Origin of the sequence: Streptacidiphilus sp. MAP12-20, from assembly GCF_041262525.1 — a bacterium.
Classification (GTDB): Bacteria; Actinomycetota; Actinomycetes; order Streptomycetales; family Streptomycetaceae; genus Streptacidiphilus.
Map to the genome: position 1 here is coordinate 104,136 of NZ_JBGCCK010000019.1, position 22,845 is coordinate 126,980.

At 72.5% G+C, this 22,845-nt stretch carries 19 protein-coding genes; 7 read left to right on the forward strand and 12 right to left on the reverse strand.

Features of this window, described 5'->3' with window-relative positions; all coding sequences use genetic code 11:
* Window positions 1-92: 92 nt before the first annotated feature.
* The gene (locus ABIA32_RS24485) at window positions 93-1,064 is read left to right on the forward strand and encodes a helix-turn-helix domain-containing protein (RefSeq protein ID WP_370099351.1); all 972 of its coding nucleotides are present in this window, start codon (window positions 93-95) and stop codon (window positions 1,062-1,064) included.
* Here ABIA32_RS24485 and ABIA32_RS24490 read toward each other — a convergent pair.
* The 8 genes from ABIA32_RS24490 to ABIA32_RS24525 form a co-directional block, all read right to left on the reverse strand.
* A complete protein-coding gene (locus tag ABIA32_RS24490) occupies window positions 1,049-2,233 on the reverse strand; it encodes a C40 family peptidase (protein WP_370099354.1) in 1,185 nt (394 codons plus the stop codon). The genes ABIA32_RS24485 and ABIA32_RS24490 overlap by 16 nt on opposite strands.
* 93 nt (window positions 2,234-2,326) lie before the next feature.
* A complete protein-coding gene (locus ABIA32_RS24495) occupies window positions 2,327-2,788 on the reverse strand; it encodes an isoprenylcysteine carboxylmethyltransferase family protein (RefSeq protein ID WP_370099357.1) in 462 nt (153 codons plus the stop codon).
* Window positions 2,789-2,855: 67 nt separating this feature from the next.
* Entirely contained in the window at window positions 2,856-3,926 is a 1,071-nt protein-coding gene (locus ABIA32_RS24500) for a hypothetical protein (protein ID WP_370099360.1), read from the reverse strand.
* A 1-nt stretch (window position 3,927) separates the two neighbouring features.
* Window positions 3,928-5,631 carry a threonine/serine exporter ThrE family protein gene (locus ABIA32_RS24505; RefSeq protein ID WP_370099363.1) on the reverse strand — a complete coding sequence of 568 codons (1,704 nt, stop codon included), beginning with the start codon at window positions 5,629-5,631 and terminating at the stop codon, window positions 3,928-3,930.
* A 115-nt stretch (window positions 5,632-5,746) separates the two neighbouring features.
* A complete protein-coding gene (gene efeB / locus ABIA32_RS24510; RefSeq protein ID WP_370099366.1) occupies window positions 5,747-7,078 on the reverse strand; it encodes an iron uptake transporter deferrochelatase/peroxidase subunit in 1,332 nt (443 codons plus the stop codon).
* A gap of 28 nt (window positions 7,079-7,106) precedes the next feature.
* Complete coding sequence (efeU, locus tag ABIA32_RS24515) at window positions 7,107-9,146, reverse strand: iron uptake transporter permease EfeU (RefSeq protein WP_370099369.1); 2,040 nt, start codon at window positions 9,144-9,146, stop codon at window positions 7,107-7,109.
* A gap of 167 nt (window positions 9,147-9,313) precedes the next feature.
* Window positions 9,314-9,703 (reverse strand): hypothetical protein, encoded by a 390-nt coding sequence (locus ABIA32_RS24520; protein WP_370099371.1) that lies wholly within the window; start codon window positions 9,701-9,703, stop codon window positions 9,314-9,316.
* Between the two features lie 130 nt (window positions 9,704-9,833).
* Window positions 9,834-10,202: a Zn-ribbon domain-containing OB-fold protein gene (locus tag ABIA32_RS24525; protein ID WP_370099373.1), complete on the reverse strand. Its 369-nt coding sequence runs from the start codon at window positions 10,200-10,202 to the stop codon at window positions 9,834-9,836.
* A gap of 153 nt (window positions 10,203-10,355) precedes the next feature.
* Between ABIA32_RS24525 and ABIA32_RS24530 the strand changes: the two genes are divergently transcribed.
* Complete coding sequence (locus ABIA32_RS24530; RefSeq protein WP_370099375.1) at window positions 10,356-10,961, forward strand: TetR/AcrR family transcriptional regulator; 606 nt, start codon at window positions 10,356-10,358, stop codon at window positions 10,959-10,961.
* A gap of 125 nt (window positions 10,962-11,086) precedes the next feature.
* Here ABIA32_RS24530 and trxA read toward each other — a convergent pair whose 3' ends face one another.
* Both trxA and ABIA32_RS24540 read right to left on the reverse strand, forming a co-directional pair.
* Window positions 11,087-11,452, reverse strand: coding sequence for a thioredoxin (trxA, locus tag ABIA32_RS24535; protein WP_370099378.1), 366 nt, complete (start codon window positions 11,450-11,452; stop codon window positions 11,087-11,089).
* Window positions 11,453-11,519: 67 nt separating this feature from the next.
* Entirely contained in the window at window positions 11,520-14,459 is a 2,940-nt protein-coding gene (locus tag ABIA32_RS24540) for an AAA family ATPase (protein ID WP_370099380.1), read from the reverse strand.
* 317 nt (window positions 14,460-14,776) lie between these two features.
* On the opposite strand from ABIA32_RS24540, the gene ABIA32_RS24545 reads away from it, so the two are divergent.
* The 5 genes from ABIA32_RS24545 to ABIA32_RS24565 all read left to right on the forward strand — a co-directional run bounded on the left by ABIA32_RS24545 (window position 14,777) and on the right by ABIA32_RS24565 (window position 20,108).
* On the forward strand, window positions 14,777-15,790 hold the full coding sequence (locus ABIA32_RS24545; protein WP_370099383.1) for a terpene cyclase: 1,014 nt from the start codon (window positions 14,777-14,779) through the stop codon (window positions 15,788-15,790).
* A gap of 485 nt (window positions 15,791-16,275) precedes the next feature.
* Window positions 16,276-17,214, forward strand: coding sequence for an ABC transporter ATP-binding protein (locus ABIA32_RS24550; RefSeq protein ID WP_370099386.1), 939 nt, complete (start codon window positions 16,276-16,278; stop codon window positions 17,212-17,214).
* Entirely contained in the window at window positions 17,211-18,041 is an 831-nt protein-coding gene (locus tag ABIA32_RS24555; protein WP_370099389.1) for an ABC transporter permease, read from the forward strand. The genes ABIA32_RS24550 and ABIA32_RS24555 overlap by 4 nt, the downstream gene beginning before the upstream one ends.
* A gap of 40 nt (window positions 18,042-18,081) precedes the next feature.
* Complete coding sequence (locus ABIA32_RS24560) at window positions 18,082-19,452, forward strand: sensor histidine kinase (protein WP_370099392.1); 1,371 nt, start codon at window positions 18,082-18,084, stop codon at window positions 19,450-19,452.
* Window positions 19,449-20,108 carry a response regulator gene (locus tag ABIA32_RS24565; RefSeq protein WP_370099395.1) on the forward strand — a complete coding sequence of 220 codons (660 nt, stop codon included), beginning with the start codon at window positions 19,449-19,451 and terminating at the stop codon, window positions 20,106-20,108. Before ABIA32_RS24560 ends, ABIA32_RS24565 begins: the two co-directional genes overlap by 4 nt.
* 47 nt (window positions 20,109-20,155) lie before the next feature.
* Here the strand turns inward: ABIA32_RS24565 and ABIA32_RS24570 are convergent, their stop codons facing one another.
* Together ABIA32_RS24570 and ABIA32_RS24575 are read right to left on the reverse strand one after the other, a co-directional pair.
* Entirely contained in the window at window positions 20,156-21,679 is a 1,524-nt protein-coding gene (locus ABIA32_RS24570) for a glycoside hydrolase family 3 protein (protein ID WP_370099398.1), read from the reverse strand.
* 133 nt (window positions 21,680-21,812) lie between these two features.
* On the reverse strand, window positions 21,813-22,829 hold the full coding sequence (locus tag ABIA32_RS24575) for a M56 family metallopeptidase (RefSeq protein WP_370099400.1): 1,017 nt from the start codon (window positions 22,827-22,829) through the stop codon (window positions 21,813-21,815).
* Between the last annotated feature and the right edge of the window lie 16 nt (window positions 22,830-22,845).

The following is a 22,845-nucleotide window of genomic DNA, read 5'->3' on the forward strand; positions in this document are numbered from 1 at the left end:
GTTGCGCTCGACTGATCCGCTACCGACATCCTGACCCGGCCGACACCGGCCCCGCCAGCGTCTGGAACGCCACTACACGTACAGTTCCGGACATGAGCTCAGTCGCGCTGGCCGTCACCGACGGGATGCTGCACTTCGAACTGTCCGTGGCGTACGAGATCTTCGGCGCCGCCCCGGCGGGCGTCGCGGGCCCCTGGTACGACGTCACCGTCTGCGGGCCCGCGGCCGTGCAGGTCGGCCGGTTCCGGCTGGAGCCCGACCACGGCCTCGACCGGCTCCAGCACGCCGACACCGTGATCGTCCCCGGCTGGGCCGACGTCGACGTGGACCCGCCCGCCGAGCTGGTCGACGCGCTGCGGACGGCCCACGAGGCGGGCGCGCGCGTGGCCTCCCTCTGCACGGGGGCGTTCGTGCTGGCCGCAGCCGGACTGCTGGACGGGAAGCGTGCGACCACGCACTGGGCGCACACCGAGGTGCTGGCCGCCCGGTACCCCCGGGTGGAGGTGGACCCTGACGTCCTCTACGTCGACAACGGCACGGTGCTCACCTCCGCGGGCAAGGCTGCCGCGCTGGACCTCTGCCTGCACCTCGTCCGCCTCGACCACGGCGCGTCGGTCGCCAACGCGGCCGCTCGCCGCCTGGTCGTGCCGCCGCTCAGGGCCGGTGGGCAGGCCCAGTTCGTCACCGCCCCGGTGCCCGCCAGGAACGACCACCCGCTCGCGGCGCTGTTCCCCTGGGCGATCGAACGGCTCGACCAGCCGCTGTCCGTGGAGGACCTGGCCCGCGAGGCGCGGATGAGCTCGCGCAATCTGGGCCGCCACTTCAGGGCGGCCACCGGGACCACCCCGCTGCAGTGGCTGCTCACGCAACGGATCCGCCGCGCCCAGGAGCTGTTGGAGAACACCGACGACAGCGTCGACGCCGTTGCGGAAGCCACCGGCATGGGCACCGCCACGACGCTGCGTCGACACTTCAACCGGACCGTCGGCGTACCCCCGGACACCTACCGCCGCACCTTCCGCAGCGGGAGCGGCCGAAGCAGTGGCGGTCAGGGGCGGGCGTAGTAGTCCGGGGTGCCCATGATCCAGAGGGAGGCGGTCTTGACGACATCGCCGGTGCGGGGGGCCTCGATGATGGTGTCCGAGCCGGTGTAGAGGGCGACGTGGTAGATGCCCGAGGGCCGGCCGTCGTGGGACCAGAAGACCAGGTCGCCCGGCTGGAGCTGGCGGTACGTCAGTGGCTGGGACTCGGCGTACTGGTCGGCGGCGAAGTGCGGGAGCGAGACGCCCGCGCGCTGCCAGGCACGCATGGTGAGGCCGGAGCAGTCGTAGGTGTCCGGGCCCGCGCCGCCCCAGACGTAGGGCAGGCCGAGCTGGGCGCGGGCGAAAGTCAGGACGCCTGAAGTGTCGCCGGGCGTGGGCGTGGACGCAGCGGCGGACGCGGCTGCCGCGCTCTGCTGCTTCTGCAGGGCGGCGAGGCGGGCCGCCTGGGCGGCCAGGGCCTGGGCGCGCGCCTCGGTCAGCTGCAGCGCGATGCGCTGCGCGTCGGCCAGACCCGCGAGGAGCTGGGTGCGCTGCGCGTCCAGGGCGGTCACCTGCCCCTGCTGGTCGGCGAGCTGCTGCTGCGCTTGCGCACGAGCGGCCTGGACCTTCGCCGTCGCAGCGGCGGCGGCCGCGCTGGCCTGCTGCGCTGCAGCGGACGCGCGGGCGGCGGCCGACGCGGTGGCGGCGGCGGCCTGCAGGATGCCGCTCGCCCGCTCGGCCGCCCCGCGTGCGGCCTGGGCGGCGAGGGCAGCGGTGTCCGGGTTCTGCGCGGCGAGCAGGCCGACGAGGCCGTTGAGCTGCGGCGGGCCGCCGTCCTGGTACTGCTGCGCGGCGAGCGCGCCGACCTCCTCGCGGGCGGACGCGTTGGCGAGATCCGCGCCGGCCGCACCGGCGGCGGCGGTCGCGGCGGCGGCCTCCGCGCGTTGCTGAGCGACGACGGCGCCGTTGTAGGCCTCGACGGCGGCCTCCGCGCGGACGTTCAGTGCGGCCTCAGCGCTCTGCGCCGCGGCGAGCTGCGCGGCGACGGCGTCCACCCGCGCCTGCGCCGCGCCCGCGGCGCTCTGGGCCGCGGTGACGTCGCCGACGGACGGCCCTGGCGGCGTGTCGGCGCGCGCGCTCGCGAAGGCCTGCGGCAGGGCGAGGGCGGCGACCAGGAACATCGCGGGGAGAATGGCGGTGCGGCGGTTCACATTCACAAGTCTGGCCATCCGTCAGAAACCTGTGCACGGCGGGCGGGCCACTCGGGTGACGGAGCCTCAGCGAGGAGATCTGCCCGGACGCCCCTACAGCCAGCGCCGGACGCGGCGCGCGTAGGTCTCGTACTCGGCGCCGCGCGAGGTGCGGAGGTAGCGCTCCTCGGGGAGGATCGCGCCCCAGGTCAGCAGGGCCACGCCGAGCGGCAGCAGGACGAGCGCCCAGAACGAGGGCCAGAGCAGGGCGAGACCCGCGTCGAGGGCGATGAGGCCGAGGTAGAGGGGGTTGCGGGAGAAGCGGAACGGGCCGTGCTCCAGCAGGCGGGTCGTCGTGCCGCCGGGGAGCAGCGCCGTGCGGTGGCGGGCCATGAGCAGCAGCGACCAGCCGTTCCACAGCGCGAAAGCGGCCACCAGCGGCCAGCCGACCGGCCGGAGCGCGCCGGGGAGCCGGACCGGATCGCCCGCCCAGGCCGTGACGGACCAGCCGACCGCCAGCGGCACGCCCAGAGCGAGCGGAGGCCAGACCCGGTAGCTCGGAGCGTCGTCCGTCACGCCACCAATCTGACACAGCGTCGGCGACTCGCCTACCCCCGCCGCACGGCGCCCGCCGCCCGCCGCCTCAGCGGTGCTTGGCCCGGCCCGCGGCCACCGCGCGGCGGCGAGCGGCGGCGGCTCGGCGGCGGGCGGATTCGGCCGAGCTGGAGGCGGGGGCGGTCGGGGAGGACGGGCCGTGCTTGGCCGCGAGGCGGTTCAGGCGGGCCAGGCGGCGGACGCGGGCCTGGTCGAGCGGGGCGTAGGCGGCGTGCTCCAGGCGGGCCGTGACGCGATGGGCCCAGCGTTCGGCGAAGAGGTGGGCGCGGCTCGGTTCGACGCCGGGCGGGGTGGGCTTGCCGGCGATGAGGTCGAAGAACCACTGGCGGGCCAGGTCCGCGCGCCGGTGCCAGCGGGCCTCGCGACGCCGGGCGCGGGCGTACTTGCGCGGGCGGCCGGTGTACCGCCAGCGCGCCCACGGGCTGCGCGGACGGGCCAGCCGGACGGCCGCGATCCATGACAGGCCGGGGACCATGATCCCGAGCATGCCGCTCCAGAACTTGCCCTTGAGCAGGGCGACCACGGTGAAGCAGGCGTTGGTGGAGATGATCCCGACCAGACCCCAGCGGACCGGTGCGTCCGGGGTCACGCCCAGCGGCAGGTAGCCGACCAGCAGCAGGCCGGTGAAGAGGATCCCGATGATGACCGCGTCGACGGACTTGCGGCCCTGCTCGCTCCAGTAGACGTCCTCCAGGTGCAGCAGCAGGGCGAACTCGTCGAGAACCAGCCCGCAGCCCATGCCGAAGAGCAGCCCGGCTCCGTCGATCCAGGGATGCGATCCGTCCGTCGCGAACACCACGAAGCCCGCGACCAGCAGGAAGAAGACCCCGAAGACCACGTGGTGGATATGCAGCCCGCCCGGGGTGACGTTGCCGGGCCACCACTTCACGCCGCGCCGGATCATCCGCACGCTGAACCGGATGAACAGGAACGAGGCGATGAAGCCGACCAGGAGCAGGAACAGCGGCTGCTTGCCGGGGTCCTGGATGTGGTGGACGTAGTAGTCCCCGATGTGGGCGGGCAGCTCGACGGCCCTCGACACGGACACCCCCACACCGGACGCCTCCACGCCGGACGCGGCCATCACAGGCGCCGCCACGTCAGAAGCCCCGCGTCCGCTTCGCCGCGCGGCGGACGAAGTTCGGGCCGTCGCCCTGAGGGATCTTCAGGAAGAGCCGGGCCAGCTCCCCTCCCAGGTTCACGCCGACGGCCAGCGCGAGTGCCAGCGCCGCCGCCCGGATGACCGAGAGCAGGCCCGGGATCGGCTCGTTCTGGGTGAAGGAGAGCAGGCCGATGTAGATCACCGACCCGGGCAGCAGCGGGCCGAGCGCCGCCGTGACGTAGGGCAGCGAGGACGCGTACCGGTAGCGCGAGGCCATCTGGCCGAAGAGACCGACCAGCATCGCCGCCAGCGCGGTCGCCACGATGGCGGAGATGCCCGCCTGCCGCAGCACGCCGAAGACGGTCCAGCCGATGCCGCCCAGCAGGGTGACCACGAGCAGCACCCGCCGCGAGGACTGCAGCAAGACCGCGAAACAGAGCGTCAGCGCCAGCGCGGCCGGGAGCTGCACCAGCGGAGCCTCCTGCTGGGCGAAGGTCTGCTCCGGGTGGAGCTTCGCGCCGAGGCTGACACCGGCGTAGAGGACCAGGGTCACCCCGAGCACGATGCCGACGACGAGGTAGAGCACCTCCAGCAGGCGGGCGGCGGCCGTGATGTAGAAGCCGGTCAGGCCGTCGGCGACGGCCGCGACCAGCGCGCGTCCGGGCAGCAGTGCGTAGAGGCCACCGGTGATCACGACGGAGCCGCGCAGCCCGGTGCCGATCAGGGTCAGCATGACGCCCAGCGCGGCGGCCGGCATGGCGGCGACGACGAACTGGTAGAACTCCGGCAGCCCGCGCGTGGAGACCAGCCAGGCCAGCCGGTCGCCGACCACCGAGGCGACGAAGGCGCAGGTCAGCACGAGCCACGCCTGGCCGTCCGCCTTGCCGCCGACCAGCATCGTCGCCGCGCCGGCCAGGCCGCCGGTGGCGAGGGAGAGCACCCAGGTCGGGTAGGGATGCCGGTTGCGGCGGATCTCGGCGAGGCGGCGGTAGGCCTCCTCGACGCCGGCCTGCTCCCCCGTGATGTCGGCGACCAGCCGGTAGACAGCGGCGAGACGGGTGTAGTCGGAGCCCCGCCTGCGCACGACGCGGGCCGAGGTGATCGGCGGCTCGATCAGCGAGGGCTGGTAGGTGATGGAGATCAGCGTGAAGGTGACCTGCGGCTCGCAGCGGTCCAGGCCCAGGGCGTGCGAGACGCCGAGCATGGCCGCCTCGACGTCCTCGGCGGCCTCACCGCTGGCGAGCAGCAGCTCGCCGATGCGCAGCGAGAGGTCGAGCACGCGGGCGATCTTGGGTGCGGGGACCTCGGCGGGGCGCTCCTCCGTCTCGGTGCGCTCGAAGGCCGGTCGTTCGGACATGGGGGTGCGCAGCAGCGTCCGCATCCGGTCCGGCCAGGGGGCGGGGCCGGGCGCGCCCTTGCGCAGGGAGACCACGGGGATGCCGGCGGTGGGGGTGTAGCCGAAGTGGGCCCAGTCACTGTCGGGCTTCCGCTGTCCTGCGTCCTCGGCGTCCCACGGGTCCTCGGGCTCGACGGGGGCGGCCTCCAGCGACGCGGGCGTGGTGCCGACCGGCTCCGCGTGTCCGAGCAGGCCCGGAGTGACCGTCAGCTCCTCGTCCGGCCCCTCCGCTTCCGGTCGCCCCGATTCTTCGGGTCGCTCCGACCGCTCGTCGTCGGGCTGTCCTGGCTGCCTGCCCTCGGGCACCTACTGCTCCCCTCGTGTTTCCGCCTCTTACCTTGCCCGATCGGAAGAGGCGACGCATACCCGCTTACGCCGCGTATCCGGCGAAAGCGGACATACTTCCCGACGTGCTGCCGCCTCAGGCCGAGAGCAGCCCGCGGCCGAGCCAGTCGGAGGCGTCCTGCACGCCAGGCAGCGCGAAGAAGTAGCCGCCGCCGGTGGGCGAGATGTAGTCGACCAGCGGCTCGTCGATCAGCCGGGTCTGAGTCGCCTCGAACTGCCGGAGAACGTCCTGCTGGTAGCAGCAGAAGGCAAGGCCCATGTCGAGGTTGCCGACCGCGTCGACGCCCCGGTCGTAGTTGAAGCCGCGGCGCAGGATGCGGGTGTCGTCGCTCTGCGCGGTGCGCGGGTTGGCCAGGCGGATGTGGGCGTCCAGCGGGATCGCGTTGCCCTTGGGGTCCTTGGCGTAGTCGGGGGTGTCGGTCTCGTTCGCGCCGTCCAGCGGCGCGCCGGTGTCCTTGCGGCGTCCGAACATCTTCTCCTGCTCGGTCAGCGAGACCCGGTCCCAGAACTCGACCAGCATCCGGATGATCCTGATGACCTGGTAGCTGCCGCCGACGGCCCACGCGGGCTCCCCCGCGCCGGGCCGGACCCAGACCAGCTTGTCCATCTCGCGGCCGGAGCCGGTGTCCGGGTTGGCGATGCCGTCCTTGAAGCCGAGCAGGTTGCGCTGGGCGCCGGTCGGACGCGGCGTGCTCTGGAAACCGTCGATGCGCCACTTGACCTGCATCAGGCCACGGGTGTGCCGGGCGATGTCGCGCATCGCGTGCAGCACGGTGTCCTGGCGGGCGGCGCAGATCTGCAGGCTGAGGTCGCCGTGGCACTCGGCCGGGTTCAGGTTGTCGTTCGGGAAGGTGCGCATCAGGCCGAGCTTGACGGGCCGCTGCTCGGCCAGCCCGTAGCGGCCGTCGAAGAGCGAGGCGCCGACGCCGACCGTCACGGTCAGATCGTCGGCCGGGACGACCGGGCCGAGGATGCCGTTGTCGGCGGGGGGCGCGCCGACGCCGAGGTCGGGCGGGGTGCCGCCGGCGGTCAGGAAGCGGATCCGCTCGGTGAGGGTGCGGAACAGCTTCTCGAGACCGGCGCGGTCCTGCGCGATGACCGTCATCGAGAGGAAGGCGGCGAAGGCGGGGGCCGGGGTGGTGATCCCGGCCTGGTGCGCGCCCTGGAAGTCGACGGCGCCGGTGCTGAGGTCCGTCGCGCCGTTCTTGCTGTCCGCGGCGGCGGGCGACGCGACGGCGCCCGTCAGCGCGAGCCCGCCACCCGCGAGCGCGGCACCGGCCGCGCCCGCGCCCAGCGCGGTCTTGACGAAGGAGCGGCGGGACGCGCCTGAAGGCTGACCACTGCTGGAGCCGGTGCCCGAGCCGAAGCCGAAGGGGCAGGAGCCGACCGGGGTCTGATTGTCAGTCATCTCAGGTGTCTCAGGTGTCTCAGGCATCTCAGGCCGACTTCCGGATCTCGAGCAGGTCGGGGATGGGGGCGAGGTCTTCCAGGAGCTGGCCGAGCGCGCCGTTGAGGGTCGTCCGCAGCGTCGGAGCGAGCTGGGCGACGGGGGTCCAACTGCCGTCGGCCTGCTGGGCCTGCTTGAGCAGACCGCCGAAGCGGGCGATGTCGGCGTCGACCGTGCCGAGCAGCTTCGGGCTGCGCTTGGCGATCAGCGGGCGGAGCACGTCGAGCAGCTCTTGGGTGCCGGCCAGGTTGGCCTGAGCGGTGGCGAGGTTGCTGCCGCTGCCCTCGTCGGTGTCGGCGGTGAGCTCGAACTGGAGGGTGTTCTCCAGGATCTCGTGGGTGCGCAGCGGCAGGTCGGCCGGGTCGAAGGCCTGGGTCGGGAAGGCCCTGCGCAGCCCGGTGACGTCGGCGGCGAGCTTGTCGGCGACCGGGGCGAGGGCGGCGGCGTTCTCGCCGTGCCAGAGGCCGTACTCCAGACGGTGGAAGCCGTGGAAGTCCGGGTCGGCGGTGCCCTTCGGCAGGCCGTCGGCGCGGCCGTTGATGGCCTTGTCGAAGTCCTGGAAGGTCCCGTAGGCCGCACCGAGGGAGGAGTACTGCACGTGGGCGGTCAGCCAGTCGCGCTTGGCGGCGGCGAGGTCGCCCGCGTGCAGGTCGGCGGCGAGCTTGGCGGTCTGCGCCTGCAGGGTGGCCAGTCCCGCGTCGACGTACTGCTTGTACTGGGCGAGCGGACCGGCCAGGTCCTCCTCGGAGACCGGGAGCACGGCCTGGACGGCGGCACCGCCGGAGACGGTGACGGCGGCTGAGGTGACCGCCTTGCCGCCGGTCGGCACGCAGCGCCAGGCGTACTGGCCCGAGCCCAGGGTGGCGACCAGCGCGCGGGTGGTGCCCGGGGCCAGGCCCTCGATCTCGCCGTAGACGGCGTTGGTGTCCGGGTTGATCAGGTAGACCTCGGAGGTCTGCTGACCGGTGTTGCGCATCTGGAAGGTCTGCTGACCGGGCTGGGGGGCGGTGAAGCCCTTGCCGCACTCGGTCGGCGACACGGAGACGGTCGCGGCGGCGGCCTGCTTGCCGCTGGAGGTGGCGATCACTGTCGCGGCGACGACGGCGGGCACGGCCACGACGGCGACGGGAACGAGCCACCTGGGGCGCCCGGCGGATTCGGCAGGCTCGGTTTCAACAGGCATGGCCGCGACCGGCGCGGGAGCGGGCTTCGGCACCGGGACGCGGGAGCCGCGCAGGAAGAGCGTCATCACGACGGCCAGGTAGACCACGTAGGCCACGACCTGAAGCCAGGTCATCTGCGTCGTGAGGTTGAAGACGCCCCGGACCAGGGTCGCGTACCAGGAGTTCGCGTCGATGCTGCCGCTGAGGTCGATCGCGTAGTGGCCCGCGCCCGGGAGGACGCCGCCCTCCTGAAGGTCGCGCAGGCCGTAGGCGAGGACGCCGGCGGCGATGATCACGAGACCGACGCCGGTGTACGTGAAGAACTTGGTCAGGTTGATCTTCAGGACCCGGCGGTACAGGCCCCAGCACATCGCCGTGGCCAGCACCAGGCCGATCGCCGCGCCGACCATCGGGCCGGTGCTCTCGCCCGCGGTCTGCGCCGTGGTCCAGATGAAGAGCGCCGTCTCCAGGCCCTCGCGACCGACCGCGAGGAAGCTGGTGACGACCAGCATGCCCGCGCCCAACGCCAGGGCGGCGGTCACCTTCTCCTTGATCTCACCGGAGAGGTTGCGGGCGTTCCTGCGCATCCAGAAGACCATCGCCGTGACGAAAGCCACCGCGACGATGCTCAGGTAACCGCCGAACGCCTCCTGCGCCTTGGTCGACAGATTGGCCGAAGTGAAGGTGAGGACGGCGCCGAAGCTGAACGAGAGTCCCAGCGCGGCGAACACGCCCGTCCACACCTGCGGCAGTCGGCCCTTCTCTCCGCCACGCACGAGGGTCGCGACGAGGATGGAGACGACCAGCCCGGCCTCCAGCCCCTCCCGCAATCCGATCAAGAAGCTGGGAAGCGCGTCGTCCCACATCAGTAAGGACCCCTCCCCGGGGACAGCCCGGTTTGACCAGTACGGCGGCAGCAGCCGACCGCGCGAGCGGTGAGCTCGGAGGTTAGCTTAGGCATACCTAAGTACCGGCCTCAAGGCGGGGGTCGCCGGCAGGTCGGCGCCGGGGGCGCGGGGGGCGCGGGGGTGCCTCAGCGCACGTGCACCGTGACCGGCGGCGTCACGCGGTCCACGACGACGTGGCCCTGGCCGTTGACGCCGAGCAGCTCGGCGCGGAAAGCGACGGCGCCCGCGTGCCGAGCACGGACGGACAGGCGGAGCGTGCCCTCGTGGCCGCAGCCGACGACGTGCCAAGGCCCCCGCCCCACGCGCTCTTCGACGCAGAGCCGGATCGGCACGCCACCGAGGTCGTCGGTGGTGCCGGCGGCCACCAGGTGGATCTGCCCGCCGACGGCGACGCTGTGCGGATCGGCTCGCAGGGCGATGGAGGACTTGGCGAAGGCCGGGGTGGAGGCGGTGAGCGCGACGCCCGCTGCGAGGAGCGACGCGGCGAGCAGCGAAGTGGCACGACGTGCGGACATGACGATCCCTCGATTGCAGGCTGGGTGCGTGCAGGCTCAGTGCTTGCTGTGGCGCATCCGGGAGGACGCGGTCAGCGTGCAGAGAGTTGCAGATCGAAGGTCGGGAGTTCAACCAGCCGGGCGGCGGGGGTCAGGCAGCCGAAGGACGGAAGAGGGGACGCAGCGAACCGTCACTCGTCTCGGCGACCTCGAGTCGCACGGGCGCGCCCTGCCAGATCCGGTGCGCGGGAGTCGGCGCGAGCTGGGCCCACATCCGGAAGCCCTCGTCCAGTTCGACCACGGCGGTGCGTTCCTGCCAGTCCGGGGCGAGCGTGGTGCGGGGCAGCGCGTGGATTCTCCCCTGGCCGCTACTGCGCTCCCAGACGAAGTCGGGACCGCCGCAGGTCGCACAGAGCAGGCTGACGTTCGCGAAGCGGGTGAAGCACCACTGGCAGCGCTGGTAGCGCAGCTCGCCGTGGGCGAGACCGTCGCGGTAGACCTCGGCGGGATCGGTGCTCATCAGTTGCCTCCTCCAACCTTCACGAACGATCGTTAAGTTAGAGCGGATTCGTGACCCTGTCCAGTAGGGTTGCAGCGGGAAATCTGCAGAGAATCGCCGAACGATCGCTCAGTTCGACTCGACGAGCGACTCGACCAGAGAAGGACAGTCTTGATGCGCCCTGCCGGCCACACCGCGCTGCTCGAAGCCGCCCGGCAGGAGTTCGCCGAGCGGGGGTTCGGCAGCGCCTCGATCCGGAACATCGCCCAGCGGGCCGGGATGAGCCTGTCAGCGATGTACCACTACTACTCCGGCAAGCAGGAACTGCTGCACGCACTGCTGGACGAGGGCATGGACCGTTACAACGCCGCCGTCGCGGAGGAGCTGGCCCGCGTCGGGAACACCCCGTCCGACCGCCTGAGCGCGACGGTCGCCGCGACGACGCGGTTCCGCGGCGAGCACGCGATGCGCAGCAACATCCTGCTCCTGGAGGAGCGCAGCCTGGACGCCGACCGGCTGGAACGGTACAGCCGCAGGCAGTCGGAGGCGACGAACTTCTTCCGCGACCCGATCGACGCGGGCGTGGCCTCCGGCGACTTCCACACGCCCTACCCGGACGAGGCCCGCCGCGGGATCATCGCGATGTGCAACGCGGTAGCCCAGTGGTACCGCGCGGACGGGCCCCTGTCCCTGGACGCGCTGATAGACCGCCACGTGGAGCTGGCCCTGACCCTGGTGGAGTACCGGCCCCAGCGCCGAAACTGGACGGCACGTCCATAGGGGCGCGAGGAACTGCGCGACAGGCCACCGACGTGCGGGTGGTCCTCAATGAGCAGGGCCATCCGCACAGGGTGGTTTCTCGCGCAGTTCCTCGCGCCCCTGGATAGTGCAACTCGCTGCGGGCGTCAGCCTTGCTGCTGTTCGGCCACCTTCGCGCGGACCTCGTCCATGTCGACCGCGCGCGACTGCTTGATCACTTCTTCCAGCGCCGGCGCGGGCAGCGCGCCCGGCTGCGCGAAGATGACCGTGCGGTCGCGAATCACCATCAGGGTCGGGATCGACCGGATGTCGAACGCCGCCGCCAGCTCCTGCTGGGCCTCGGTGTCGACCTTCGCGAACACGACATCCGCGTGCTGCTCCGACGCCTTGTCGTAGACAGGTCCGAACTGCCGACACGGGCCGCACCAGGACGCCCAGAAGTCGATCAGCACGAACTCGTTCTTCTCCACGACCTCGTTGAAGTTGTCCTTGGTCAGCTCGACGGTCGCCATGACCTGCTACCTGCCTTCCGGCTGCGTCGTTCGCGGCCTGTGCACCAGAACGGAGATAGGGACCACCCTATTCCGGCCGCCCCTGCTCAGGGCTCTGCTGCAGCCCCGGGTCGTCCCGCAGCGTCTCGGCGAGGCCCTGCGGGTTGGTGCCCAGCGTGCGGTAGACCGCGGCCAGCAGCTCGGAGACCCGCAGCGGGGTGATCGAGAGCGACTCGGCCACCGCGTTGACGTCGCGGCCCTCGGCCGTCAGCTGCGCGGCGAGCAGCTGGTGGTTGGTGAGGTCGCGGGAGGGAAGCGGGCGCAGCCGGTGCGGGTTGACGCCGGCGGCCTGGAGCTCCCGGCGGGCGCGGTCGGACAGGCCGTGCGCACCGCAGTCGCGGGCGATGTCCAGCCCCTGCTCCAGCACGCCGACCGCCTCGCGCAGCCGCCCGTCGCGCCGGAGCGCGCCGCCGTAGTCGACCAGGGCCATCGCGTACTGGAACGCCGCAGGCGACTGACCGAGTGTCGCCACCGCTTCCTGCAGCAGGCCGAGCTCCTTGCCCGGCTCGGCGACCCGTCCGCAGTAACGCAGCGCGATGCCTTCGGCGGAGTTCGTCCCGGCGCGGCCGGCGCGCTTGTAGGCCTCGGCGGCCAGCGAGCGGGCGCGGTCAGGGTCGGTGTCCGCCACGGCGAGGGCCAGGTGGCTGAGCCAGGGCGACCAGAGCGTGTTCTGCCAGCCGCGCGCGTCCAGTTCCTCGCCCGCCTGCTCGAGCGCGGCCGCCGCCTCCTTATTCCGGCCCTGGGCCAGCAGCAGCCGGCCGTAGAGGGCGGGCGCGTCGGGCAGCACGGCGGCGGGCGGGTAGAGGCCGGGGCGGAAGTCGTAGTCCTCGGCGAGCCTGACCGCGTCGGCGGTGCGGCCCTGGGCGAGCAGGGTGTCGCAGAGCACGGCGACCAGATCCCATTGCAGCGGCGAGCCCTTGCCCATCCGGTCGGACTTGCGCAGCGTCGGGACCAGGTACTTCTCCGCGTCGACGAGCTTGCCCATCCGGAACAGCACCAGCGCCTGGAAGTAGACGGCGAAGCCCAGGTGGCCGCCGCTCCAGCCCATCAGCTCGAACTCGCGCGCCGCGTCCGCGAAGAGGTCGCGGGCGCGGTCGAGGCGGTCGTTGTAGATGTAGGTGACGCCGAGCATGACCGGGATCTCGAAGCCCCAGGTCTTGTTGGTCCAGCCGAGGCCCTCGGCCGGCAGGCCGCCCTCCAGGCCGCGGTCGGCCAGCGCGAGCGCCTCGGCGGAGCTCTCGCCGCGCATGGTCAGGTCCCAGGCCCGCAGTACCTGGACCGCGCGGGACTCCGGGTCCCTGCCGCCGCGGTGCTGCGCGGCCAGCCGCTCCAGTTGCCGGGAGGTCTCCTTGCCCTCGCACTCGTTGCGCAGCAGCATCCGCCACATGAAGGAGCCGGCCTGGAGTCGGGTCTTGCCGGGACCGTCGAGCATCCGCTCGATCTCGGTCGCGGTCAGCTCGACGGCCTCCTGGACCCGGTTCGTGTGGGTCAGCGCCTGGCCGAGCCGCAGCGTGGCCGCCTCGCGGCGTACCGGATCGAGTCCTGGCACCTCGGCGAGGGCGAGCCTGAGCTGGTTGACGGTGCAGTCGGGGTCGATCAGCTGCGCGGCGCCGGCCAGCTCGAAGCGGATGTCGGCGATGTCGTCGTCGCTCGGCGGCTCCTGCAGCGCCCGCTCCAGACAGCGGCGGGCGGCCTCGGGCGCGCCCATGGCCAGGTGCTCGTGGGCGGCCTGCCGCAACTGCTCGACGACCAACTGGTTGTCCTCGGGGTGCAGCTCGATCAGGTGCCGCGAGGCGGCGGCCATGCCGCCCTTGCCCGAGGCGAGCACCTCGTCGGCGGCCTTGCCGTGAATGCTGGTCCGCATCGCAGGGAAGGTGATCGACTGGTAGACGGCGGTGGCCACGGTCGGGTGGGTGAAGCTGAACTCGCGGCCGTTCCGAGTCAGTATCTGGTCGAGGATGAGCTTGTCGACGGCGGTCTGCGCCTGGTTCAGCGGCAGGCCGGCGACACGGGAGATCAGCTCCAGGTCGAAGGGGGTGTCCAGGACGGCGGCGGCGAAGGCGGTCCGCTGCACGTCCGTACCGAAGCGTTCCAGCCGGCGGCCGATCTCCTGGCCGCTGCTGAGCGCGACCAGGCCGCGCAGCTGGTCGCTGTTCTCGTCGATCGGCTCGATCTTCTGCTCGATCAGACGCTCGATCAGGCTGCTGACCGCGTAGGGGTTGCCGTCGGTGATCGACCAGCAGGTGCGGCAGAACATGTCGTCGGCGTCCTCGCCGAGCCGCGAGCGGACCATGGCGTCGACGGCGGCGGGGCTGAGCTTGCTGAGCTCGATCACGTGGCCGCGTCCGCCCAGCTCGCGAGCCTCGTGCCGGAGCCCCTCCTCGACGAGCTCCGGGAGGGTGTCGGCGCGGTACGAGAGCGCGGCCAGCAGCGGGAGGGGCGAGATCTGGCCGAGATAGCCGGTCAGCCAGGCCAGCGACTCCTGGTCGGCCCAGTGCAGGTCGTCGACCATGAGCAGGACGGGGCCGCGGTTGACCGAGAGCTGGGTGACGACGAGGCTCAGCGCCTCCTGGACGCCGAGCGGGTCCGCCTGCCGCGACGGGTCCGGCGGGACCAGGCCGAGGGCGGGCGCGGCTATGTCGTACCACCCGATGAAGAGTTCGCGGCGCTCCGTCTCGGTCATCTTGGCCAGCGCGGGCTGCAGCAGCTGCCGCGCGACGTGGAAGGCCGCGCCGGTCTGCTGCTCACCGGCGCGGGCGTAGAGCAGCAGCTGGCCGTCGCGCTCGGAGTTGGCGGCGGCGCGCAGGCGGTTCAGCAGGCTGGTCTTGCCGAAGCCGGCGCGTCCCCGGTAGAGCAGCAGCCCCCCAGGACTGGTGTCACCGGCGGCGGCGTCCGCGCGCAGCCGGTGCAGGGCCCGCTCGCCCGCCCCGATCGAATCCTCGCGCTCGTAGAGGTGACGCTCGTCCACGGCTCGCTCCGCTCCTGCCGGTTGCACTTCTCCCGTTCGAGGTTAACCAGCGCGGACGGGGTGCGCGGGCGCATTGGGGGATCCGGGGGCATTGGTCGGTGCATGGGTCGGTATGCGGGGCCCCAGGAGTGGCCTCGGAGATGGCGCGCGGGGATCCAGAGGGACCACTTTCGCCAACTCTGGTTGATAATTGAGCATATGGCCGACTGATCTCTCATCAGGAATGATCGATTCGGGTAGCGTCAGTTCTCGGTTCACGCAGTTCGGCTCGCTGGGGGGGACCACCGGGCCCATCAAGGCAGAGGAGGACGAGCCTCGTGAACGCAGGCTATGCAGGCGACGCCATATCCATCCCTGGCCGCGTGCGGGTGAACCCGCTGCGAGACGCGGCCGCCGCCCACAACCTCGACTGGCTGCGCGCGCACGGCATGTTGCGCGACGCGAAGGCACAGCGCCACTACGACCACTGGGCGATCCCGGATCTGGCCGCGGCCAGCTTCCCGGACGCGGGGCTGGCCGATCTCTGCCTGGCGATCGACCAGTGCGCCTTCTACTTCCTCTTCGACGATCAGTTCGACGGCGAGCTGGGTCTGAATCCGGCCGAAGTGGCTCGGATCTGCGCGCCGTTGATCACCATCCTGCACACCGGCCGGCCGCCGGAGACCCCCTCCCCCGTCGAGTCGGCCTTCGCCGACCTGTGGCGGCGCGGCAGCCAGGGCATGTCGCCCCGCTGGCGGGCACGGGCGGCGTACCACTGGGAGGGCTACTTCTCGGCCCACCCGAGCGAGGCCCTCGGCCGCGCGACCCACCACGCCGAGGACTACCCGAGCCGGGCGGCCTACCTGGTGCTCAGACGCGGCGCGTCGGGCGTGGACACGGTGCTGGACCTCGCGGAGCGCTTCCTGGGCGAGGTGGCTGCGGCGGCCTTCCACAACCCGCAGCTGACGCTGATGCGCCAACTGGCCGGGGACGCACCGGCGGTGAACAACGACGTCTACTCCTACCCGAAGGAGGTCCCGCGCGGCGACGTCTACAACCTCTCGGTGATCCTGCAGCACGAGCACCAGTGCTCGCTGGAGGAGGCGTTCGGGTTGGTGCGCGCGGAGGCGCAGTGGATGGCGGACGAGTTCTTCCGGCTGGCCGAGGAGCTGCCGGGGATCTGCGTCGCGCTGGGGCTGACCGCCGAGGAGTCGGCGGCGGTGGCGCGGTACGCGGACGGCATGGGCGACTGGATGCGCGGCTACTTCTCCTGGGAGGCGAGCACGATCCGCTACCGCCCCGAAGGGGCGCTTCCCATCAACCGGCCGAACTACCTGGAAGAACTCCTGTAGTTGCACGACCTAGGGGCGCGAGGAACTGCGCGACAGGCCGCTGAATTGGTGTGTCGCTGATCGAGCAGAGCCATCCGCAGTGGGTGGTTGCTCGCGCAGTTCCCCGCGCCCCTGATGTTGCAATTTGATGTTGTGTCAGACGGTGCTGCTAGCGTGCGCGCATGTCCGTATCGCGCCAGTCGGCGTTATCGATCAGTGAGTCCCAGGAACCGCCCATGCCGGAACCGCTTCGGCGGCCGCTGCCACCCGTCTTTCCTCCCGTGCTGCACATGCCGCCGGGTTCCGCGCGAGCGGTTCTGCGGAGGCTGAAGGCGCTGCGGGGTACGCCTCGCGGCTGAGGGGTGGGTGGTACCGGGGTACCACCCACCCGCCGGGAACGGTCCCGCCGTGCCGGGGGTCGGGGGCCGTTCTCTCCGTAGCGTTCTGAGCAGGGATTCCGGAACCGTCCGGGCTCCCCGCTCAGGACTCCCGGAGGAACCGATCCCGTGATCGAGATCCAGCATCTGATCAAGCGCTACGGCGACAAGACCGCCGTCGACGGCCTGAACTTCACCGTCAAGCCCGGCGTCGTGACCGGCTTCCTCGGCCCGAACGGGGCCGGTAAGTCGACCACGATGCGCATGATCCTCGGGCTGGACGCACCCACCAGCGGCAGCGTGACCGTCAACAGCAAGCGCTACGCCCAGCACGCCGCTCCGCTCCAGGAGGTCGGCGCGCTGCTGGAGGCCAAGTCCATCCACCCCGGCCGCTCCGCGTACCACCACCTGCTCTCGCTCGCGCTGACGCACGGCATCCCGCGTCGCCGGGTGGACGAGGTGATCGACATCGCCGGGCTCGGCAAGGTCGCCAAGAAGCGCGCGGGCGCGTTCTCGCTCGGCATGGGCCAGCGCCTCGGCATCGCCGCCGCGCTGCTCGGCGACCCGCAGACGGTCATGCTGGACGAGCCGGTCAACGGTCTCGACCCCGAGGGCGTCCTGTGGATCCGCAACCTGCTCACCGGGCTCGCGGCCGAGGGCCGGACCGTCTTCGTCTCTTCGCACCTGATGAGCGAGATGGCGCTGACCGCCACCGACCTGGTGATCGTCGGCCAGGGCCGGCTGCTCGCCGACACCACCGTGGCCGACTTCATCGAGCAGGCGGGCGGCGACAGCGTCAAGGTCGTCTCCGCTGACTCCGCGCGCCTGCGCGAGCTGCTGCTCGGTCCGGACGTCACGGTCACCGGCGAGGCGGGCTCGGAGACGCTGCTCGTCTCCGGCCTCACGGCGCGTGAGATCGGTCAGCGCGCGGCTGACGCCGCCGTCGCCGTGTACGAGCTGACCCCGCAGGTGGTCTCCCTGGAGGAGGCGTTCATGACGCTGACCGGGGACACCGTCGAGTACCGCAGCAATGGATCCACCAGTTCCAACGGGAGTGTGGCCGCATGAGCGCGACCCTGACGGCGCCTGCCGAGGCGCGGACCGAGGCCGCCAGGCCGGCCTACAAGGTGACCTTCCCGCGCGTGCTGCGCGCCGAGTGGGCGAAGTTCCTGTCGCTGCGCTCGACCTGGATCACGCTGGGGATCTCCCTGCTGCTCCTCGTCGGCATCGGCATCATGTCGGCCTACCGCTACGACCCGACCGCCGTCCACGGACCCGGCGCGGACGCGAAGGACGCGGTCACGATCGCGCTGCGCAGCAGCGAGCTCGCTCAGCTGGCGCTCGGAGTGCTCGGCGTGCTGATCACGGCCGGCGAGTACACGACCGGCATGATCCGGTCGACGCTCACCGCGGTGCCGAAGCGCCTGCCGGTGCTCTGGTCGAAGCTGCTGGTCGCCTTCGGGGCCGTGATCGTCGTCGCCACGGTTGGCGCCTTCGCGTCCTTCCTGGGCGGCATGGGCTTCCTCTCCGGCAAGCCGGCCGCGCTGTCGCTCGGCGCGGACGGAGTGCTGCGCTGCCTCTTCGGCGCCGGTCTCTACCTCGCGCTGGTCACCGTCTTCGGCGCGGCCCTCGGCATGCTGGTCCGCTCGGTGGCGGGCGGCATCTCGCTGCTGGTCGGCACGCTGATGCTGTTCCCGATCCTGCTGGACATCCTGCCCAGCAGCTGGAACAGCAACATCACCCCCTACCTGCCGGGTGAGGCGGGCGGCGAGATCTTCAAGCTGCACACCGCGTCCGGGGCACTGAGCCCTGGCGCGGGCCTGTGGGTCTTCTGCGCGTGGGTCGCGGTCGCGGTGGCCGGGGCGGCGTACCGTTTGGTCCGTTCCGACAGCTGACCGGCTGACCCGGTACTCCCTGGACAGGTACTTCGCACCGATGGACATCAGCACCGATCCCCTCTGGGACCACCCGGTCGCCCGGGGCTGGCTGCGGGTGCGCGCGTTCGACCGCGCGCACCCGCAGGTGCTCGACTCGTGCATTGCGCTGTTCGTGCTGCTCATGGGCCTCGCCGACCTGTTCAGGGGCGGCGGGGACCACCATGAGTTGTTCGGGCAGCGCGCGGTCGCGGTGTGGGTGATCCCGATGACCGCCGTCGCCCAGGCGCTGCCGCTGGTATGGCGGCGGAAGCGGCCGTGGCTTGTCGTCTGGCTGGTGCTCGGCGTCTGCGCGGTGCAGTGGGCGTTCGGGGTGGCGGCGCGCAGCGACATCAGCCTGATGATCGCCCTGTACGGGGCCGCCAGGTATCTGCCGCCGAGGCGGCTGCCGTGGATCGCGGCGGGCGTGCTGCCCTGCGCCGCGGTGCTCGCGTACCGGGTCGAGCCGCTCTCGCGGCAGGCCCCGGTGAGCCTCTTCTTCGTCTGCTGCGCCGCGGTGGCCTCCACCGCGCTGGGGCTGGCCGGACGGATCCGGCAGGCGCAGCTCGCCGCGCTCGCGGACCGGGCGGCGACGCTGGAGGTCGAGCGCGAGCAGCGCGAGCAGCTCGCGGCGGCGACCGAGCGGGCCAGGGTCTCGCGCGAGCTGCACGACATCGTCGGCCACAGCCTGGCGATCATCATCGGGCTGGCCGACGGCGGGGCGGCCCAGGCCCAGCTGCGGCCGGAACGCGGCCCCGAGGTGCTGCGGATCATCGCCGAGGCAGGCCGCGAGTCCCTGGGCGAACTGCGCCGCACCCTCGGCGCGCTGCGTGCGGAGCTGCCGGACGACGAGGGCGACGGCGGCGAAGGCCCGCGCACCGAGCTGCACCCGCAGCCGGGCACGGCCGACCTCGGTGCTCTCTGCGAGCGGATCCGGGCCGCCGGGCCCACGGTCACCTACACCAGTTCGGGCGAGACGGCCGCGCTCTCGACCGGCCTCCAGCTGGCGGTCTACCGGATCGTCCAGGAGGCACTGACCAACAGCCTCAAGCACGCGGGCCCGCGCACGGACGTGCACGTCTCCGTGGCGGTGGACGCGCGGCTGGGCGAGGTCAGGGTGGGCGTGGACGACAGCGGGCCGGAGCACTCCGGGTCCGAGGACCGGCCGGAGCGGGAGACCAGCGACCTCCCGCGCCCCGGGCGGCCCTCCGGGCACGGCCTGATCGGGATCCGCGAGCGCGCCGCGCTGGCCGGCGGCAGCGCCTCGGCCGGGCCGCGTCCGGGCAGCGGGTGGTCGGTCCGCGCAGTGCTCCCGTTCGCGCCGACGCCGACCTCCCCGACTACGCTCGAATCACGGGGACGCGCACACAAAGCCCCGGAGGAGCAGCAGTGACCACCGTGCTGATCGTCGACGACCAGCCGTTGCAGCGGATGGGCTTCCGGATGCTGCTGGAGAGCAGCCCGGAGACCACCGTCGTCGGCGAGGCCGCGCACGGCGCGGAGGCGGTGCGGCGGACGGCCGAGCTGCGGCCGGACGTGGTGCTGATGGACATCCGGATGCCCGGCATGGACGGCATCGAGGCCACCCGTCGGATCGTCGCCGCAGGCGACCGCTCCCGGGTCCTGGTGCTGACCACCTTCGACCTCGACGAGTACGCCTACGGTGCGCTGCGCGCCGGGGCCAGCGGCTTCCTGCTCAAGGACGCCCGCCCGGAGGAGTTGCTGGCCGGCATCCGCGCGGTGGCGGGCGGGGACGCGGTGGTCGCGCCGGCGATGACGCGACGGCTGCTGGAGGCGTTCGCCGCGCAGGGCGGCGCCCCGCGCGAGCCGGAGGGAGACCCGCGTCTCGCCGCGCTGTCGCAGCGTGAGCGCGAGGTGCTGGTGGACATCGGGCAGGGGCTGACGAACAGTGAGATCGCGGCGCATCTCGTCCTGTCGGAGTCGACGGTGAAGACGCACGTCAGCCGGGTGCTGGCGAAGATCGGCGCCAGGGACCGGGTGCAGGCCGTGATCATCGCCTACGACGCCGGCCTGGCCCGCCCCTCGTGACAGTTGCAACTCCCTAGGGGAGGGGAGACTGCAAGTGGACGTTCTGCCTAGCGTGCACCAACGAGCAGTTCCGCTGCCGCGACGCCCGACGCGGTGGTCGCGCCGTGGGTGGTGATGTAGGCCGCGCCCGCCGCAGGCGACACCGCCGTCGGCAGGCCCATTTCCACCACGATCGCGTCGGGGCGGCTCGCCACCAGGCGAGCGAGCGCGGCGGCCATCCAGCCGTGGCGGGAGACGTCGCGGACGACCACGACCAGCGGTCGGCCCGCCGAAGGGCCCAGCGCCAGAGCGTCCAGCGGGGCGTCCAGGGAAGCGAGTTCGTCCTCGTGGACGCGGACGGACGTGGTGCCGGGGAGGCGCTCGCGCAGCGGCGCGGCGACGCCCCACGGGGTCTCCTTGCCGATGGCGAGGTTCATGTCAGGGACGAGCTCGACCACATGCGGGGCGGCGGCCAGCGGCAGCGCGCCCGGCGTGGACTCCGTGAAGTGCACCGCCCGCCGCGCCGCGACGAAGCCGATGTCGCCGCGGATGCGCTGCGCCGGGACGGCCCGCGCCGACTGCGTGGACCAGCGGGCGAACTCCCGGACTCGGGACGCGGCTTCGGCCAGGCGGTCCTCGCTCAGCGTGCCCGCCTCAACCGCCCCGGTCAGCGCGGCGACCAGTTCGTCGACCGCGCCCGCGTCCGCCCGCTCGCCGCCGACGCAGATCGCGTCCGCGCCGGCGACGACCGCGCCGACCGCCGCGCCCGCGAGCCCGTAGCGGTCGTGGACCGCGCCCATCTCGATCGCGTCGGTGACGACCATGCCGTCGAAGCCCAGCTCGACGCGGAGCAGATCGTGCAGGATGGCGCGGCTCAGGGTCGCCGGGTGCTCGGGATCGTAGGCGGGGACCAGGAGATGACCCGACATCACCACCCGGACGCCGGCCTCCAGCGCCGCGCGGAACGGCGGCAGCGCGGCCAGGGCGATCTCCTCGCGGCTGGCGCCGTAGCTCGGCAGGCCGTGGTGGGAGTCGACGGCGGTGTCGCCGTGGCCTGGGAAGTGCTTGGCGCAGGCGGCGACGCCCCCGGACTGGAGGCCGCGGATCCAGGCGGCGGTGTGGCGGGCGACCAGGTCGGGACTGGCGCCGAAGGAGCGGACGCCGATGACGGGGTTGCGCGGATTGGAGTTGACGTCGGCGCTGGGTGCGTAGTTGAGGGTGACCCCGGCGGCGTGCAGCTCGCGGGCGATGTCGCGGGCGACCGACTCGGTCAGCTCGATGTCGTCCACCGCGCCGAGGGCGAGGTTCCCGGGCCGGGTGGAGCCGGTCCAGCACTCGAGTCGGGTGACGTCGCCGGCCTCCTCGTCGATGGCGACGATGAGTTCGGGGTTCTCGGCGCGCAGGTGAGCGGTGAGTTTGGCCACCTGCTCCGGGCCGGCGATGTTCCGCGCGAAGAGCACGACCGCGCCCAGTCCGTCGCCGATGCTGCGCAGCAGCCAGTCGGGGGCTGTGATCCCCTCGAAGCCCGGCTGGAGCAGCGCGTGGGCTTGTCGGACGACCGTGCCGTTCGGCTTCGACGCAGGGGACATCATCAACCCGACCTTCCGACGGACGTGACACTTGGTCCAGACCAATCGCAATATGGCCTAGACCAATTCAGCTGTCAAGGCGTGGCTCGGCCACGTCGGAGGAGGAAGAGGGCCACAGCGGCGCGCTGACGGCAGGTCAGCCGCGGGGATCCAGCAGCAGGTGGATGTCGTGGGCCGCCGCGAACGCGCAGACGCCGCTCGCGGCGAGCAGCGCGCACATCGCGACGAGCGGCAGCCACGGCACGCCGAAGGGTAGCGCCCAGGGCAGCCCCCTGCGCGCGCGGACCGGCGGGGCGAGCAGCGCTGCGACGCGGCGCGGGACCGGGCCCGCGCCGTGCAGCGGACCACGGCGCAGGCCGAGGATGCCGAGCGCGGTGGCCGGGTTGCGGGGAGACGCGCCCCTGGCCGAGCGCTTGGTCGCCAGCGCCGCCTTGCCGACCGCCTGCGCGGCGCGGCGCCGGTCCCCGCACGCGTCGGCGGCGCGCTCGTCGGCCCAGCGCTCGACGGTGTAGGCGACGGCGGTGCTCACCGGACGCAGCAGCGGGTTGGCCGCGGCCGCGAGGTGGGCGACGGCGACGAAGGCGTAGTGGTGGGCCCGCAGATGGGCGCGCTCGTGGGCGATCAGCACCTCGCGCTCGCCCTCGTCCAGCGCGGCGAGCATGCCGGAGGAGACGACGACCCGGCCGGGGCGACCGGGCAGCGCGTAAGCCTCGGGAGCCGGATCGTCCACCACGACGTACTCCCCCGCGCCGGGAAGACAGGCGGCCTCGAAGCCGGCCGCGACCAGCGCCCGGACCCGCCGCCGGAGCAGTCGCAGCGCGGCGACGACCGCCGCCACCAGCAACACCGCGGCGAGGGCGGCCTCGGCCTTGGAGACCGGGTCGCCCTGCGCGATCGTGGTCGGTGACCAGTGCCCGATCAGCGCGGCGAGCGGGATCCGGATGACCCCGGCGAGCGCCAGCACACCAAGTGCGACCGTGCTCGCAGCCGCGAGGACGACGGCGGAGCCGGTCAGCAGCCAGGTGGCGACGCGAGGCTCCAGCCGCTCGGCGAAGCGCGGCGCGGCGAGACCGAGCAGCCCCGGCAGGACAAGCGGCAGGTAGAAGAAGAGATGGAGCGAGTCGAGCCCGAGAAGGAGGTTCGTGAGATGCATCAGTGCGCCGCCGTCC